At 52.2% G+C, this 17,114-nt stretch carries 13 protein-coding genes; all 13 read left to right on the forward strand.

Going from position 1 to position 17,114, the window contains the following annotated elements; genetic code table 11:
- The first annotated feature begins 45 nt into the window (after positions 1–45).
- Positions 46–1,986 (forward strand): stage V sporulation protein D, encoded by a 1,941-nt coding sequence (locus JFN88_RS18265; RefSeq protein ID WP_199020726.1) that lies wholly within the window; start codon positions 46–48, stop codon positions 1,984–1,986.
- A 74-nt stretch (positions 1,987–2,060) separates the two neighbouring features.
- Positions 2,061–3,548: a UDP-N-acetylmuramoyl-L-alanyl-D-glutamate--2,6-diaminopimelate ligase gene (locus JFN88_RS18270; protein ID WP_199020727.1), complete on the forward strand. Its 1,488-nt coding sequence runs from the start codon at positions 2,061–2,063 to the stop codon at positions 3,546–3,548.
- Complete coding sequence (locus JFN88_RS18275; RefSeq protein ID WP_199020728.1) at positions 3,545–4,963, forward strand: UDP-N-acetylmuramoyl-tripeptide--D-alanyl-D-alanine ligase; 1,419 nt, start codon at positions 3,545–3,547, stop codon at positions 4,961–4,963. Before JFN88_RS18270 ends, JFN88_RS18275 begins: the two co-directional genes overlap by 4 nt.
- 4 nt (positions 4,964–4,967) lie before the next feature.
- Complete coding sequence (mraY, locus tag JFN88_RS18280; RefSeq protein ID WP_199020729.1) at positions 4,968–5,930, forward strand: phospho-N-acetylmuramoyl-pentapeptide-transferase; 963 nt, start codon at positions 4,968–4,970, stop codon at positions 5,928–5,930.
- 109 nt (positions 5,931–6,039) lie between these two features.
- Entirely contained in the window at positions 6,040–7,467 is a 1,428-nt protein-coding gene (murD, locus tag JFN88_RS18285; RefSeq protein WP_199020730.1) for a UDP-N-acetylmuramoyl-L-alanine--D-glutamate ligase, read from the forward strand.
- 46 nt (positions 7,468–7,513) lie between these two features.
- Entirely contained in the window at positions 7,514–8,611 is a 1,098-nt protein-coding gene (gene spoVE / locus JFN88_RS18290; protein ID WP_199020731.1) for a stage V sporulation protein E, read from the forward strand.
- Between the two features lie 7 nt (positions 8,612–8,618).
- Positions 8,619–9,719: an undecaprenyldiphospho-muramoylpentapeptide beta-N-acetylglucosaminyltransferase gene (gene murG, locus JFN88_RS18295; protein WP_199020732.1), complete on the forward strand. Its 1,101-nt coding sequence runs from the start codon at positions 8,619–8,621 to the stop codon at positions 9,717–9,719.
- Between the two features lie 152 nt (positions 9,720–9,871).
- Positions 9,872–10,777 carry a UDP-N-acetylmuramate dehydrogenase gene (gene murB, locus JFN88_RS18300; protein WP_199020733.1) on the forward strand — a complete coding sequence of 302 codons (906 nt, stop codon included), beginning with the start codon at positions 9,872–9,874 and terminating at the stop codon, positions 10,775–10,777.
- A gap of 15 nt (positions 10,778–10,792) precedes the next feature.
- A complete protein-coding gene (gene murA / locus JFN88_RS18305) occupies positions 10,793–12,076 on the forward strand; it encodes a UDP-N-acetylglucosamine 1-carboxyvinyltransferase (protein ID WP_199020734.1) in 1,284 nt (427 codons plus the stop codon).
- Between the two features lie 138 nt (positions 12,077–12,214).
- Positions 12,215–12,988: a cell division protein FtsQ/DivIB gene (locus JFN88_RS18310; RefSeq protein ID WP_199020735.1), complete on the forward strand. Its 774-nt coding sequence runs from the start codon at positions 12,215–12,217 to the stop codon at positions 12,986–12,988.
- 284 nt (positions 12,989–13,272) lie between these two features.
- Positions 13,273–14,514 carry a cell division protein FtsA gene (gene ftsA, locus JFN88_RS18315; RefSeq protein WP_199020736.1) on the forward strand — a complete coding sequence of 414 codons (1,242 nt, stop codon included), beginning with the start codon at positions 13,273–13,275 and terminating at the stop codon, positions 14,512–14,514.
- A gap of 16 nt (positions 14,515–14,530) precedes the next feature.
- Complete coding sequence (gene ftsZ, locus JFN88_RS18320) at positions 14,531–15,646, forward strand: cell division protein FtsZ (RefSeq protein ID WP_199020737.1); 1,116 nt, start codon at positions 14,531–14,533, stop codon at positions 15,644–15,646.
- Between the two features lie 499 nt (positions 15,647–16,145).
- Positions 16,146–17,099: a sigma-E processing peptidase SpoIIGA gene (gene spoIIGA, locus JFN88_RS18325; protein WP_332908504.1), complete on the forward strand. Its 954-nt coding sequence runs from the start codon at positions 16,146–16,148 to the stop codon at positions 17,097–17,099.
- Positions 17,100–17,114: the final 15 nt, after the last annotated feature.

Raw genomic sequence — 17,114 nt, forward strand, 5'->3', positions numbered from 1 at the left:
ATTGTAGCAACACCGCAATGAGGCTGCTTCGGAAGGGGGAGGCTTGTGAGAGTATCGAGTGTAACGGTCAGAAGAAGACTGCTGACGGTGCTTGTATGTGCAATCGTTGCTTTTATAGCTTTGGTTATCAGGCTGGGTTACGTACAGCTGGTGAAAGGAACTGAGTTGGCTGAAAAGGCGGAGGATTCGTGGAGACGCAACATCCCGTTCTCTGCCAAGCGGGGAGAGATACTGGATCGCAATGGAGAAAGGCTGGCGTATAACATCAGTTCGCCATCCGTCATGGCAATCCCCGTGCAGGTAAAGGAAAAGGAAACAACCGCCCGGCTTCTGGCCAAGGCGCTTGATATGCCTGAAGAGAAAATCTATCAAATGGTGACCAAGCGCCAGTTCATTGTAAATATTCAGCCCGGAGGCCGGAAGATTACGCTTGAGAAGGCGCAGGAAATTCGCGATCTGAATTTGCCGGGTATTGTTGTCGCCGAGGATAACAAACGCGCATATCCATTCGGCAATCTCGCAGCGCATGTACTCGGCTTCACAGGCATTCAGAATCAAGGACTTACCGGAGTCGAGCAGATTTATGACAAGAGGTTAAGGGGCATCTCCGGCAGCGTATCCTTTCTCTCCGACGCGGCTGGCCGCCTTATGCCAGGATCGAGCGATACGTATCAGAAGCCGCGCGATGGACTGAATTTGCAGCTGACTCTCGACAAGAAGGTGCAGACGATAATCGAGCGCGAGATGGACCAAGCGATGGTTCAGCATCAGGCGAACAGTGTATTTGCTATTGCCATGAATCCAAAGACAGGTGAAATACTTGGGATGGGCAGCAGGCCAACCTTCGAGCCAGACAAATTCCGCGAAGTCACTCCGGAGGTATACAATCGGAATCTGCCGGTATGGATGACTTATGAGCCGGGTTCCACGTTCAAGATTATTACCCTGTCTGCGGCAATTGAAGAAGGCAAGGTTGATTTGAAGAATGAGCGGTTCTTTGATCCGGGGGCTATAGAGGTTGCGGGCGCTCGTCTTCGCTGCTGGAAACGGGGCGGCCATGGATCGCAGACGTTTCTGGAGGTAGTGGAGAACTCTTGCAACCCGGGATTTGTCACCCTTGGCAACAGACTGGGCAAGGATACGCTGTTCCAATATATCCGTAATTTCGGCTTCGGAACAAAGACAGGGATCGATATGCAAGGAGAGGCTTCGGGGATTTTGTTCAAACCAAGCCAGGTAGGGCCGGTAGAACTGGCAACGACAGCTTTTGGCCAAGGGGTATCGGTAACGCCGATTCAACAGATAGCGGCTGTGTCTGCAGCGATAAATGGCGGCTATCTGTACCAGCCGCATGTCGCCAAGGCCTGGATCAACCCAGAGACTGGAGAGACAGTCGAGGAAATCAAGCCGAACCTGGTGCGCAAGGTCATCTCGGAGGAGACATCGAAGCAGGTTCGTGAAGCGCTGGAGAGTGTGGTTGCCAAAGGTACCGGACGCAATGCCTTCATTGACGGCTATCGTGTCGGGGGCAAGACGGGGACTGCCCAGAAGGTTATTAACGGCCGATATTCAGCTAGCGAGCATATTGTATCGTTTATCGGATTTGCTCCTGCGGATGACCCTCAGCTGATCGTCTACGTGGCGGTCGACAACCCGAAAGGCATCCAGTTCGGGGGCGTGGTTGCCGCTCCAATCGTGAAACGAATCATGACGGATGCGCTCGTGGCGTTGGACGTGCCGCGCCGCAGCGGCCAGATTGAACGGAAATACAATTATGGCGATACGCCGATCGTCACGGTTCCCAATCTGGTAGGAAAGACAGTCTCGGAGCTGTATGAGGATTTGAATATGAACTTTAACCTGGCTTCCGCAGGCACAGGCAATGTTGTCATCCGACAGGCGCCGGCGGCCGGGGAGCGAGTGGAGCGCGGTTCTACAATCCGCATATATCTTGCTCCAGAAGATGATGGAAATCACGTCCATTGACAATAATGAATTCTAACGGAATGATTAATCAAGTATCCTGATTTGGATGCTGCATACAGAAGGAGGTCAGTACCATGAGGCTGGATGAGCTATCCGAACATTTTTTAACCTCACAGCTTATCGGGGATGGAGCCCTTATAATAAATGGAATCGAAACGGATTCACGCAAGGCAGGTCCGGGAAATCTTTTTATTTGCTTGCCGGGTCATACGGTAGACGGACATGATTATGCCGGCGATGCCATCGCAAAAGGCGCTGCAGCGCTCGTAGTGGAGCGTTTGCTGCCATTGGAAGTGCCTCAGCTTCTTGTAAAGGACAGCCGGCAAGCAATGGCGGTTCTCTCGAATGCCTTTTTCGGAACGCCTTCTCGGCGGCTCAAGCTGATCGGGGTGACGGGAACAAACGGCAAGACAACTACTACCTATTTGATCGAGCGAATTTTAAACGATGCGGGCAGCAAGCCGGGCGTAATCGGAACCATTGAGATGCGCTACGCGGGTCAGGTGTTCCCGATGTCCGGAACGACGCCGGAAGCGCTGGATTTGCAGCGCTCCTTGAATCATATGGCAGAAGCGGGAACCGACTACTGTGTCATGGAAGTTTCCTCGCATGCGCTTGAGCAGGGCCGGGTGAAGGGTTGCCATTATCGCACAGCGATTTTTACCAATCTGACTCAGGATCACCTGGATTATCACGGCTCGATGGATCAGTACGCAGCCGCCAAGGGGCTGCTGTTCTCCCGTCTTGGCAATGAATACGCTCAGGCGGAAAGCGAGCGGTCGTATGCGGTGTTCAATGCGGATGATCCTGCCAGCCGCCAGCTTTCTGGATTGACATCCGCAGAAGTGATTACATACGGCATTGATTCAGAAGCGGATGTACGCGCTTCGCAAATCCGGATTACAGCCAAAGGCACCTCCTTTATCGTTCATACGTTTAAAGGGGAAGCGGAAATTACGATGCAGATGGTCGGCAAGTTCAACATATACAATGCATTGGCTGCTATCACGGCAGGGTTAATTGAAGGGATTCCGCTGGGGCAATTGAAGCGCAGTCTGGAGAGTGTGTCCGGCGTACCGGGACGCGTAGAGGCAGTCGATGGCGGGCAGCCGTTTGCGGTCATTGTGGACTACGCCCATACGCCCGACGGACTTGATAATGTGCTCCGCGCCGTGAAGGAATTCGCGCCCGGCCAAATTGTATGTGTATTTGGCTGCGGAGGCGACCGGGATCGGACAAAGCGGCCGCTGATGGGGAAAATTGCTGCGCGTTATGCAGATTACACCATCGTGACGTCTGATAATCCGCGGGCCGAGGAGCCGTCCGGCATCCTGCGCGAAATTGAGCAAGGACTGATCGAGGACGGAATTTCCACGGAGCGCTATACGCTGATTGAAGACCGCAAGCAGGCGATTCAAAAAGCGGTTGAAATGGCAAGCCCTGACGATGTAGTATTGATTGCGGGGAAAGGTCATGAAACCTACCAGATCATCGGCGAGCAAACGGTTGATTTTGATGATCGCCTAATAGCTAAAGAAGCGATAAGGAGTCTTGGATTGTGATAAAAAAAACATTCGGCGAGCTGCCCGGCCTATTGCAGGAAGCTAGTCTGACAACATTGGCCGCGTCCGCGTCTGCCTTTGAAGGCGTGAGCACGGACTCGCGCCGCATAGAGGCCGGGCGGTTGTTTGTGCCGCTGATAGGCGATAACTTTGACGGGCATCATTATGCGCGCCAAGCAAGAGAACGTGGGGCCGCCGGGGCAATCTGGCAGACGGACCGTCCGGTGCCGCCGGAGCTTGAGGACTGGCCGCTTGTGCTGGTGCCGGATACTTTGGCTGCACTGCAGCAGCTTGCAGCAGCTTACCGCAGGGAGCTGCCGGTGAAGGTCATCGGCATTACAGGCAGCAACGGCAAAACAACGACGAAGGACATGGCGGCGGCTGTTTTGGCCACCGTTTTTCGCGTCCATAAGACGGCAGGCAATTTGAACAATCACATCGGGCTGCCGCTTACGATTCTGGATATGGCTGAGGATACCGAGGCGGCTGTTCTGGAGATGGGGATGAGCGGTTACGGAGAGATTGAGCTGCTATCAAAGATCGCTCAGCCTGATGCGGCTATCATTACCAATATCGGCGATGCCCATCTGCTTCAACTCGGTTCAAGAGAAGGCATTGCCAAGGCCAAGCTGGAGATTGCCGCCGGGCTCAAGTCTGGAGGATTGCTCCTGTTCAACGGGGATGAGCCGCTGTTGCATCAGGGGATTTCGCAGCTTCAAGATGCAGCTTCCATGGAAGCCGTATCCTTCGGAACCGATGCAGGCAATGAATGGAGAGCAGATGATATCAGGGTAACCGTCAATGGTTCCCGTTTTAATTTGGTTAGTGGTGACACAGCTACGGATGAAGCTTTGATTGGATTACATATCCCGGTTCCTGGAAAACACAATGTGACCAACGCATCCGCGGCTATCGCGGCAGGAGTAAGGTTTGGCGTTCCGGCGGCCCGTGTGGCGGGAGCGTTATCTGGCCTGCGAATCACCGGCATGCGGATTGAAGCCGTTCGTGCCGCTAACGGCGCTGTCGTACTGAATGACACTTATAATGCGAACCCTACTGCGGTAAGGGCGGCCATTGATCTGGTAGAGCAGTTGACCGGATTCCGTACGAAGTGGCTTGTACTGGGCGACATGCTGGAGCTTGGCCCCGAGGAGGCGGAGCTGCACCGGCAGATTGGCGCTTATATTCATCCGGGCAACCGCGTCGTTGCCCTTGGTCCCCAGTCGCTGGAGACGGCCAAGGCGGCGGCGGAGGCGATCGGGACGGACAACGTAAAGCATTTTGCCGATAAGACGGAACTTATTGCATACTTGCATGGGGAATTGCATGGCAATGACCTTGTACTCGTGAAAGGCTCAAGAGGTATGAAGATGGAGCAAATTGTCCACGCGCTGGAACAAGGCTTGAGGGGGTGAGGATATGGACATGAAGGTCATTCTAATGGCAATGGGCGTTTCTTTTCTTCTTGCAGTGATTATCGGACCTTTGTTCATACCGCTGCTCCGAAGGCTGAAGTTCGGCCAGGAAATTCGCGATGACGGACCGCAGAGCCATCTGAAGAAGAAGGGGACGCCGACGATGGGCGGCATCATCATTATGACGGCGCTCACGTTGAGCTTTCTCAAGTTTTCAGACAAGACAACCGATTTTTGGATATTGCTCGTAGCATCACTGGGCTTCGGCCTGATCGGATTTCTCGATGATTATATTAAAATCGCATTCAAACGTTCGCTTGGTCTGACAGCCAGACAAAAACTTGTCGGCCAGCTGTTTTTTTCCATTCTGATGTGCGTGCTGCTCTACTCGATTCATCACAGTACGGCAATTACAGTCCCGGGGACGCACTGGAGCTTTGATCTTGGCTGGTTTTACTATGTATTTGTTGTCATCATCCTGTTCGCTACCAGCAATTCCGTTAACTTCACGGATGGTGTGGACGGTCTGCTGTCCGGGACGAGCGCCCTGGCGTTCGGAGCGTTTACGCTTATTGCGATGAATGTATCCGAGCCGGAGTCAGCCGTTTTTTCAGCTGCCATGATTGGAGCCGTGCTGGGCTTTCTGGTCTTTAATGCCCATCCGGCGAAGGTATTCATGGGTGATACAGGCTCTCTCGGAATCGGAGGGGGGCTCGCTGCAGTAGCGATTTTGACTAAAACGGAGCTGCTGCTCATTGTCATCGGCGGAGTGTTCGTGCTTGAGATGCTGTCTGTAATTTTGCAGGTAGGTTCATTCAAGCTGCGGAAGAAGCGGATTTTCAAGATGAGTCCGATTCACCATCATTTCGAGCTGTCCGGCTGGTCGGAGTGGCGCGTAGTGACCACCTTCTGGCTGGTTGGGCTGTTGTTCGCCGCATTAGGTTTGTTCCTGCACAGAGGGTTATAATGGGTTCAAGGGAACTTGTGTATGAAGTTTATATCGGCTGATGCCCGGCTGGGCAAGAGGAAGGTCTCTTGTGCCAGCCGGGTTTAACAGGTAAGGGGTTGCGAATAAGATGAATCATCCGAGTCTATACCGCGGACAGCAGGTTGTTGTCCTTGGTTTGGCCAAAAGCGGCGTCAGCGCGGCAAAAGTGTTTCATACACTTGGCGCCGAGGTGGTCGTAAATGATAAAAAAACACGCGAACAAAGTCCGGAGGCAGGCGAACTGGAGGCGTTAGGAATTACTGTCATCTGCGGCAGCCATCCGGATCATTTAATAACAGAACATACAGCGCTTGTCGTCAAAAACCCGGGGATTCCTTATCAGGCTCCGCCTGTTCAGCAGGCGCTTCAATTCGGAATCGAGATTGTAACCGAGGTGGAGGTAGCTTATGCGCTGTCTCCGGCTCCCATGATCGGCATTACAGGCTCCAATGGGAAGACGACTACCACCACCTGGATAGGTGAACTCCTGCAGACGGCCGGGTTGTCCCCGATTGTAGCAGGCAATATCGGCACGCCGCTGTGCGAAGCGGCAACCCGGGCGGAAGCGAGCCAGTGGATTGTAGCGGAACTGAGCAGCTTCCAATTGAAAGGAACGAGCTCGTTCCGGCCGCGAGTCGGCGTACTGCTCAATTTGGCGGAAACCCATCTGGACTATCATGGCAGCATGGAGGATTACGTTGCTTCCAAAGCGAGGCTGTTTGCCAATATGACGCCGGAAGATACGGCTGTGCTGAGTTGGGATGATCCGATCTGCCGCGAGCTTGCGACAACTGTGCAGGCGAAGCTGCTGCCGTTCTCGCTGACGCAGCGTTTGGAGCAGGGCGTATACATGGAACCGCCTTATCCGACTGCTCCGGAGGAATCGGAAGCTGTGGACCGGCAGATTGTGTACCGGGACAGTAAAGGGAGTCTGCAAGAGATTGTTGCTGTTAGTGAGCTTGGTATTCCGGGACGACATAATGCAGCCAATGCGCTGGCAGCAGTTGCCGCATCGCTGGCGGCGGGAGCGCCTGCTGAGAAGCTGGCTCTGCCGCTGCGCGAATTCCGCGGCGTAGAGCACAGGCTTGAGCTGGTCTCCATCAAAAACGGCATCACCTACTACAACGACTCCAAGGCTACGAATCCGACCGCAACCACAATGTCAGTCAGATCGCTTAAGGGGGGCATTATTCTGATTGCGGGCGGCCTGGACCGCGGCTCGGATTACATGGAGTTGCTGCCGCTGTTCCAGGAGCGGGTGAAAGGGCTTGTCGTGATTGGACAGACGCGTGAGAAGCTTGCCCGTGTAGCAGAGTTGGCAGGTTTAGCAAGCGTCATTATCGTCGAACCTGAAGAGGTAGCCGATGATACGCTCCGCGCCGCAGTTCGTCATGCGGCTTTAATAGCCGAGCCGGGAGATACGATATTGCTGTCCCCTGCTTGCGCAAGTTGGGATATGTTTGCCTCCTATGAACAGCGCGGGCGCATTTTTAAAGATTCGGCGCATACCTTGTAAGTAGGGGGCAAGTCCCTACTTTCTCACGCAAAGGGTGTTGAAGTGTATGGCCAAGTCAAAATCCGCTCCAGATATATGGCTCATCGTCTCCATTTTACTCATTCTGACGATTGGCCTTATCATGGTGTACAGCGCTAGCGCTGTACTGAGCTTTAATGAATTCGGAGACTCCTTCTATTATTTGAAAAGGCAGATGCTGTTTGCACTGTTAGGCGTCGGGGCGATGTTTCTGACAATGAACACCGATTATTGGGCTTGGCGCAAGATTTCCAAGCCGGGGCTGCTGATCTGCTTCGGTCTGCTCATTCTTGTGTTGATCCCTGGAATCGGCGTCGTTCGCGGAGGAGCGCGAAGCTGGCTTGGCATTGGCTCCTTCGGCATTCAGCCATCCGAATTTATGAAGCTGGCCATGGTCATCTTTCTGTCGAAGATGCTGGCGGACAGGCAGGGTCAGATCACTTCATTTACGAAAGGGCTGCTGCCTCCTCTTTCAATTATGGGCGCCGCCTTCGGCCTCATTATGCTGCAGCCGGATCTTGGAACCGGCACGGTAATGGTAGGAGCGTCGCTGCTGGTTATTTTTACGGCCGGAGCGCGGCTTGCCCATCTGGGCTCACTTGCGCTGTTGGGCGTCGCCGGTCTCGTCGGACTGGTGCTTGCCGCGCCGTACCGGCTGCAGCGGATTACCGCTTTCCTTGATCCGTGGCAGGACCCGCTTGGTGCAGGATATCAGGCGATCCAATCGCTGTATGCGATTGGTCCCGGCGGTCTTGTCGGGCTTGGACTGGGCATGAGCAGGCAAAAGTATAACTATCTGCCTGAGCCGCAAACTGATTTTATATTTTCGATTCTTGCCGAGGAGCTTGGATTTATCGGTGGAATGGCGATCATCATGCTGTTTCTGATAGTGGTTTGGCGCGGCATTCGTGCTGCCATTACCGCACCGGATTCGTTTGGCAGCTTGCTGGCGGTAGGAATTACCGGTATTATTGCGGTTCAGGTGTTAATCAATATTGGTGTAGTAATCGGCATGTTCCCGGTTACCGGAATTACGCTCCCGCTTGTCAGCTATGGGGGGTCATCCTTGACGCTCCTGCTGACGGCGCTCGGCATTCTACTTAATATATCCCGCTATTCGAGGTGATGCGTCCATGCGAATTGTACTGACCGGCGGCGGCACGGGGGGACATATATATCCCGCTCTTGCTGTCGGCAAGCAAGCCCAACAGGAAATACCCGGGACTTCTCTCCTCTATATCGGCACAACCAGAGGTCTTGAGTCCAAGATCGTGCCGGCAGAGAATATTCCGTTTGAAGCGGTGGATATTACAGGTTTCAAACGGAAGCTGTCCATTGATAATATCAAGACGGTTATGCGTTTCCTCAAGGCGGTAAGCCGCTCCAAGCAATTGCTGCGTAGTTTCAAGCCTGATGTAGTTATTGGCACGGGCGGATATGTATGCGGTCCTGTCGTATACGCCGCAGCCAAGCTGGGCATTCCAACTCTGATTCATGAGCAGAATGTTGTTCCCGGCTTGACGAACAAGTTTTTGAGCCGCTATGCCGGGAGGGTGGCGGTCAGCTTCGAAGCTTCGATCGATCAGTTCGGCGGCAAGCATGTCTTGTACACGGGCAATCCGTGCGCTTCCCAGGTTGTCCAGGCCGACCGCAGCAAAGGCTTTGCTTCGCTTGGTCTGAACAACGATCGCAAGATTGTGCTGATTGTAGGCGGCAGCCGCGGAGCCAGGGCTGTCAATGAAGCGGTATTCGATATGATTCCGAAGCTGTCCGGTCTGCCAAATATCCAGTTCGTCTTTGTTACAGGCGAAAGCTATTACGAGCAAGCCAAGCAGCGCCTGCCCGGGGAAAATGTCCCTTCCAATTTGAAGGTGCTTCCTTATATTCATAATATGGCGCAAGTACTGGCGGCTTCAACGCTGATTGTCAGTCGCTCGGGTGCATCCTCACTGGCTGAAATTACTGCGCTTGGCATTCCTTCCATTCTTATTCCATCCCCCAACGTAACGAACAATCACCAGGAGCCTAATGCCCGCAGCCTGGAGGTTGCAGGCGCGGCTGAGATGGTGCTGGAGAGAGAACTAAATGGAGACGATCTGTTCCGAAGAATTACGTCTATTGTTACTTCTCCTCAGCGGCTCGCTTCGATGAAGGAAGCGGCGCTTACACTCGGCAAGCCGGAATCGGCAAGCCTGATTGTAACCGAGCTGAAACGACTGGGCGGCCGAACGTAGCCGCCCTTTAGCCCGTATGGGCCATTGTCACACTCCCCTCTCAGAGGGCATAAGATACGTTATAATCGTGATCGCTTCCCTAGGCGTAAGCGATTGTCAAATCCGATACTAGAAACAGGCAACCCTTATAACAGCACGAAGGAGGTCCAGCAATGCGACATTTTATTGATGAATTGAAGCAGTCAATCGACTGCGAGGTCAGGCTTAACGAACCGTTGGCCGAATATACAACCTGGAAAATCGGAGGGCCCGCGGATGCTCTGATTGCTCCCGCGAGCAAAGAAGAACTAATAAACGTCATGCGCCTCATTCATAAGCATAAAATGCCGTGGATCGCGCTGGGCCGCGGTTCCAATCTGCTAGTGAGCGATAAAGGAATACGCGGGGCAGTCCTTCGTCTGGGAGACGGGATGAATGATGTTCGTTTTGATCAAGATCTGGTAGAGGCGGGCGCCTCCTATTCCTTTATCAAACTGTCTGTTATGGCAGGGAAACAAGGGTTGACCGGATTGGAGTTTGCCGGAGGCATACCAGGTTCGGTCGGTGGAGCCGTCTATATGAACGCCGGAGCGCTCGGATCGGATGTTTCACGAGTATTCAAATCAGCCGAGATTGTACTGGAGACAGGGGAATTGGTTCAGTATGGACCGGAGGATATGAAGTTTGCCTACCGGCATTCTGTACTGCATGAGCTAAATGGCATTGTAGTGAGCGCGACTTTCCAGCTTGCGAAAGGCGAGAAGGCGGAGATAACCGCGGCGATGGCCGCCAATAAGGAGCGGAGGCTTCGCACGCAGCCGCTTCAGATGGCTTGCGCAGGCAGTGTGTTTCGCAATCCGCCCGGCGATTATGCCGCCCGCCTTGTTGAGGCATCAGGGCTTAAAGGCTTGCGCAGCGGCGGGGCAGAGGTATCTACGATGCATGCCAATTTCATTGTCAACACCGGCCAAGCGACGGCTGAAGACGTTCTTTCCCTCATGGCCAATATCCAGCGTAAAGTCAAGGAAGACAGCGGAATTGACTTGGTACCCGAAGTATTGGCGGTGGGTGAGCGGTAAATCGGAGGTGATACATTGGACAAATTGGTGATTGAAGGCGGGAAACCTCTCTCAGGAACCATTGTTATCCAAGGAGCAAAAAATGCCGCATTGCCGATTTTAGCTGCCAGCATGCTGGTCGAGGGCACGGTCATTCTTGACCATGTGCCGAAGCTGCGGGACATTGAGGTAATGCTTGACATTTTACGCGAGCTTGGCTGCCGGGCTGAGCACAATGCCCAGACGGTAGTGCTGGATACATCTGCGCTGCATTCCGTCCATATTCCAGAGGAGCTTATGGGACAGATGCGGTCCTCGATCTTCCTGATGGGACCGCTGCTTTCCAGGTTCGGCGAGGTTCAGCTTTATCAGCCGGGCGGCTGCGCCATCGGGGAACGTAAAATCGATATCCATTTGAGAGGGCTCAAGGCGCTCGGGGCGGAGATCGAGGAGTTTGGAAATCGTATGGTATGCCGTACGGAAGGTTTGAAGGGAACGGATATTCATCTGGATTTTCCAAGCGTCGGCGCAACGGAAAATCTGATGATGGCGGCCGTACTGGCAGAAGGGACGACTAGGATCTCCAATGCTGCGCGGGAGCCGGAAATTCAGGATCTTCAGCATTTTCTGAATAAGATGGGCGCGAAGATTACGGGTGCGGGGACAGATACAATTACGATAGAAGGCGTTGGCTCGCTTGCTCCTTGCCGCTATAAAGTGATCCCGGATCGCATTGTGACAGGGACGGTCATGGTGGCGGCGGCGGCTACAGGCGGACAGGTGACCTTGCAGAATACGAATCCGGATCATTTGACGTCGCTGATTCATGTGCTGCGGCGTGCAGGTGTTCAAGTGATAGCTGACGGTGATATAATAAAGATCGGATGCTCGGGCAGACCGGGTGCGGTGGAGCGGGTTGTGACTGCCCCTTATCCGGCTTTCCCGACAGATCTCCAGTCGCAGGTGATGGTGCTGCTTGCCATATCAGACGGCATCAGCGTCATGAAGGAGACGATCTTTGAAGGACGCTTCAAGCATGTTGATGAGCTGTCCAGAATGGGAGCGGATATCCGGGTTGATTACAACTCGGCGGTCATTCGCGGGGTGCGGCGACTCCATGGAACCACCGTGGAAGCAACGGATTTGCGTGCGGGAGCGGCGCTGGTTATTGCCGGCCTCGTCGCCAAAGGCAAGACAGTGGTGGAAAATGTGCATCATATCGACCGCGGGTATGATCAAATCGAAGAGATGTTCAACCAGCTCGGCGCGCGGATTACGCGTTATGCTGCGATCTCTAATAATCAAGTCATATCAGGTTGAGAAGCTTTTTCATTTATTCAGCAGCCGGTTCCTCGGGCACGGGGGACCGGATATATTATTTTATTATGAATCGGATGGATTTATGCTGAACCTGGATTGAACGATAACACTCCAAGTTGCCCTGTAGAGGAGGAAGCAATGGAACAAACGCAATTTATGCCGGTGCTTAAAGAGCCCGAGTCCAAGAAGAAAGGCAACAGGAAGCTGTTGATTATTCTTTTTCTGCTGTTTGCGGTTTTGCTGGCGATCCTGTTTTTCAACTCCTCAATCAGTAAAATATCATCCATCGGCATTTCCGGGCAGCAGTATATCGGAGCGGCTGAAGTAGAGGAGGCCTCGGGTATAGTCGTGGGCGACGCCTTCTTTGGCACATCTTCCAGTACGATCGAGGCGAGGATTGAGAAGCTGAGTTCTGTGAGCAAGGCTACGGTCACGAAGAACTTTCCCGGCGAAGTACAAATTAAGGTTGAAGAATATTCTTCTGTCGGATATGAGCTCTCACCGCAGGGAGAAATTACAGCGCTGCTCTCCAATGGAACCACACTGTCGATGCAGGGTAGGGATTTTGTTGTGGACAAGCCCGTTCTGGCCCAGTGGCCGGACAAGGACCCGTATAAGGTAGAATTGACCAAAGTTCTAGGTGAATTGCCGCCTGCGATCATTGGCGATTTTTCAGAAATTATCCCGATTCCTTCGACGGCTTATCCCGACCGGATCAAAATTTACACCCGTACTCAGTTTGAGGTCATTACAGCGATATCCTTTCTCAAGGAGAAAGCTCCAAAGCTGAGCGCGGTAATCGAGCAGCAAGCGCCTGGCAAGGTGACGATGCTCCTGGCCGATACTTATTCCGAATACCAGTCAGACTTCCTAGAAAGTGAAGATTCTAATGAAAAAGAGACTACTCAATAGCTTTAAAGAATGGTAGAATTTTATTTATGGGATTTCACCTATTTTAACGGACGAGTTTACCCTGCAACAATGCCAATGGCGGCTGAATTGCGATTTTGCAGTATAGATGGAGCAGAATTCGTCTTCCTCAAACCTGCCGTTGCGGTGTTTACCGTAAATTGGCAGGTCTTTGTAGATGAAAAATGTTGTAGAAAAAAGAGGGATAATATAAAGTACGTTGAATATGTAGAACAGTGTGTTAGTCCCAACCTAACTTATTTCTGTTGAAACGGAGGTGCCACGGGTTGAGCAGCAACGACATTATCGTCAGTTTGGACATCGGTACATCCAAGGTTCGTGCTATTATTGGTGAAGTGACGAACGGAGCCATTAATATTATTGGGGTTGGATCTGCCGACTCGGAGGGTATTCGCAAAGGAGCAATAGTAGATATTGACCAGACCGTGCAATCCATCCGTAATGCTGTGGATCACGCGGAACGCATGGTAGGTATTCAAATAACCGATGTATACATGGGTATTCAGGGCAACCATATCGGATTGCAGACCAATCATGGTGTAGTAGCGGTATCCAATGAGGATCGGGAAATCGGAGAAGAAGATATCGAACGTGTGCTTCAGGCAGCCAAGGTAGTAGCCTTGCCCCCGGAGCGTGAAATTATCGGACTTGTTCCTAAGCAGTTCCTGGTCGATGGACTTGATGGCATTTCAGACCCGCGCGGCATGATTGGCGTGCGCCTGGAAGTGGAAGCAACCGTAATTACCGGTGCCAAGACAGCAATACATAACCTGATCCGCTGCGTAGAGAAGGCGGACCTGCGTATTTCGGGCGTCATTCTGATGTCGCTTGCATCGGGGCAGATGGCTTTGACCAAGGATGAGAAGTCAATGGGAACCGTGCTTGTTGATATTGGAGCAGGCTCCTGTACGCTCGCTATTTTCGAGCAGGGCAATCTGGCTGCAACCTCGACATTGCCTATCGGCGGGGAGTATGTAACCAATGATATTTCCTACGGCTTGCGTACCCAGACAGAGCAGGCTGAGAAAATCAAGCTGAAATACGGATGTGCAATGATTGACGATGCAGCCGACGATCAGCGCTTTAAAGTAATGAGAATGGGCAGCAATGTGGAAAAAGAGTTTTCCCAAGTGGACTTGGCTAATATTATTGAGCCGCGGATGCAGGAAGTGTTTCACTTGGCGCTCCAAGAGGTTAAGCGTCTTGGCTTTGGTGATAAGGTAGGAGGGTACGTTCTTACTGGCGGTGCGGTATCTATGCCGGGCGTTCTCCAGTTGGCCCAGCTTGAGCTTCAATCCTCGGTTCGAATTGCGGTTCCCGACTATATTGGCGTGCGTGATCCGGCTTATACGAGCGGAGTCGGCATGATACAATATGTTTCCAAGTACATGAAAAGCCGTCCTGCTGGAGCATCGAAGAAAACGAGCAATCGGAAAGCCAATCCTTCTGCGCCCTCCAAACCCGGACTGTTTGAGCGGTTAAAAAATATGTTTAGCGAATTCATTTGATCGGGGGATAATAGAAATGTTGGAATTCGATTTCGATCTGGAGCAGTTGGCGCAGATTAAAGTCATCGGGGTCGGTGGCGGCGGCAGCAATGCGGTAAACCGGATGATTGAGAACGGTGTAAAAGGTGTTGAATTTATAACTGTTAATACAGATGCGCAAGCGCTGCATCTTGCCATGTCGGAGCATAAGCTCCAAATTGGCGACAAATTGACTCGCGGACTCGGCGCTGGAGCCAACCCGGAGGTCGGCAAAAAGGCGGCCGAAGAGTCTAGAGAGCTGATTGCCAATACTCTCAAAGGTGCGGACATGGTGTTCGTTACAGCAGGAATGGGCGGTGGTACTGGAACAGGCGCGGCCCCGGTTATTGCAGAGATTGCTCGCGAATGCGGCGCGCTCACTGTGGGCGTCGTCACTCGTCCATTTACATTTGAAGGACGGAAGCGTTGCGGACAAGCTGAACTGGGTATCGAGGCGCTCAAGGAAAAGGTCGATACATTGATTGTGATTCCAAACGACCGCTTGCTTGAGATCGTGGATAAGAAGACGCCGATGCTGGAGGCTTTCAAGGCAGCGGATAATGTTCTTCGTCAAGCTGTACAAGGTATTTCGGACTTGATCGCTGTACCGGGACTGATCAACCTCGACTTTGCAGACGTCAAAACAATTATGACAGAGCGTGGCTCCGCCTTGATGGGAATCGGGATTGCAAGCGGTGAGAACCGTGCTGCCGAGGCGGCGCGCAAAGCCATTATGAGCCCGCTTCTGGAAACCTCCATTGATGGCGCACGGGGTGTCATTATGAATATTACCGGAGGCTCCAATCTTTCGCTTTACGAAGTCAATGAGGCTGCTGAGATCGTTATTGCCGCATCCGATCCGGAAGTGAATATGATTTTTGGTGCAATCATTGATGAAGATTTGAAGGATGATTTCAAGGTAACTGTTATTGCAACAGGATTCGAGCACAAAGCAGCTCCAGTTCGCCGTCACATAGGCCAGCCAGCTGAAAGTGGCGAGGCTCGCCCAAGCTCTTCCTCGTCATCCAACCTGAAGCCATTCGGCAACAATACAAGCAGCGATCAACTGGACATTCCTGCATTCTTGAGAAACCGTCCACGCTCTGATCGTTAATTGCCATTGTTATCAGGCAATCTTTTAAATTCTTTTACTCTAAATAGTACCGGGACTGCCCTTTGGGGCAGTCTTTTTTTGTATTTCAGGAAAAAATGTAATCATTTCTTATTCTGCAAATTGGTAAAAAGCTCAATGCTAGAGGAAGCTTCTAGTATGATGCTTGCCCAAGCAAATCAAACCCGCAGGCAATTCTAGGACTGCTTAAGTAAAGTTGAAATCTAAAAGGGTAATCTTGCAATTCGCATACATGGAATTAAAGAATTGATGTCAAACGGAAGAGACATCAGTTCTTTTTATTTTGGCTGAGAAACGATTAAATTTCCCTCCCATGAAAACTCGACAAAAAAACAGGGGTCATGACGGCATGTTTAGACAGACATTGAAATAAGATTTTAATATACTGGGTTCAAGTCAATCCGGGTCTTGTACAACTTGACCGAAGAAAGTCAGCAGCCGGCAACCAGCAAGGCTAAAGTGAGCGGCTTCAGGCAGGGAGTTGAAGGAACTGGTTGTATATGTCGATTTGGTTTTTTTGCTGAACTTGCTGATGGATGCAGCGATTTTGCTGGTGACAGGCTGGGTGCGCGGCGTGCCCGTACGCTGGCTTCGCATTGCTTTGGCAGCAGCGATTGGCGCGGCTTATGTCGTGCTGATGTTTGTTCCGCCTTTTGCGTCTATTTTTACCCTGGGTGTAAAGTTTGGACTTTCGCTATTGATGGTATGGGTTGCTTTTGGCTTCAACAGCCTTCAGAGCTTTATCAACGCAGTAGCGGCTTTTTACGGAGTCAGCTTTGCCGCTGCAGGAGGTATGTTCGGCATTTATTATTTGCTGCAAAGCCGCAATGAAGTCTGGAACGGCATCTGGCTTATGCGAACAGGCGGTCAGGGCTATGGAATCCGCGTTGGATTGATTTTTTTGGCGGTGACCTTTGCGCTTGCCCTATTCCTGTACAAGGGAGTTTTAAATGGACGTAAGCGGCGCGAGCAAATCTTGAATCATTTGGCTGATGTCATTGTGCATATTGGCGGGCAGGAAAAACGGTGCAGAGGGCTCATTGATACCGGCAATCATTTGTATGATCCACTGACCCGCACCCCTGTTATGGTGATGGAAGCTTCGCTTTGGCAGGAGGACTTCCCGCCTTCATGGCTGGAGAAAATCAAGAGTGCGGAGGTAGACAAACTTATTGCCGGCATTGGAGAGGAGCAGTGTGTATGGCAGGATCGTCTTCGGCTCATTCCTTATCGCGGGGTGAACCGGGGAACGCAGTTTATGCTTGCGCTGAAGCCGGATCATATCCGCATTGAGCAGGCAGGCCGAAGCTACGAATCCTTCAAAGTGTTAATTGGACTGGATGGTGGAAGGTTGGTTTCAGATGGCGCCTATCAGGCAATTATCCATCCGTCATTAGTAGAACAGGCTACGGAATTGAAGTCCCAAGAAGCATGACAGAGAGGGAGGGAA

The organism is Paenibacillus roseus, assembly GCF_016424485.1.
In the GTDB taxonomy this organism is placed as follows: Bacteria; Bacillota; Bacilli; order Paenibacillales; family Paenibacillaceae; genus Paenibacillus_D; species Paenibacillus_D roseus.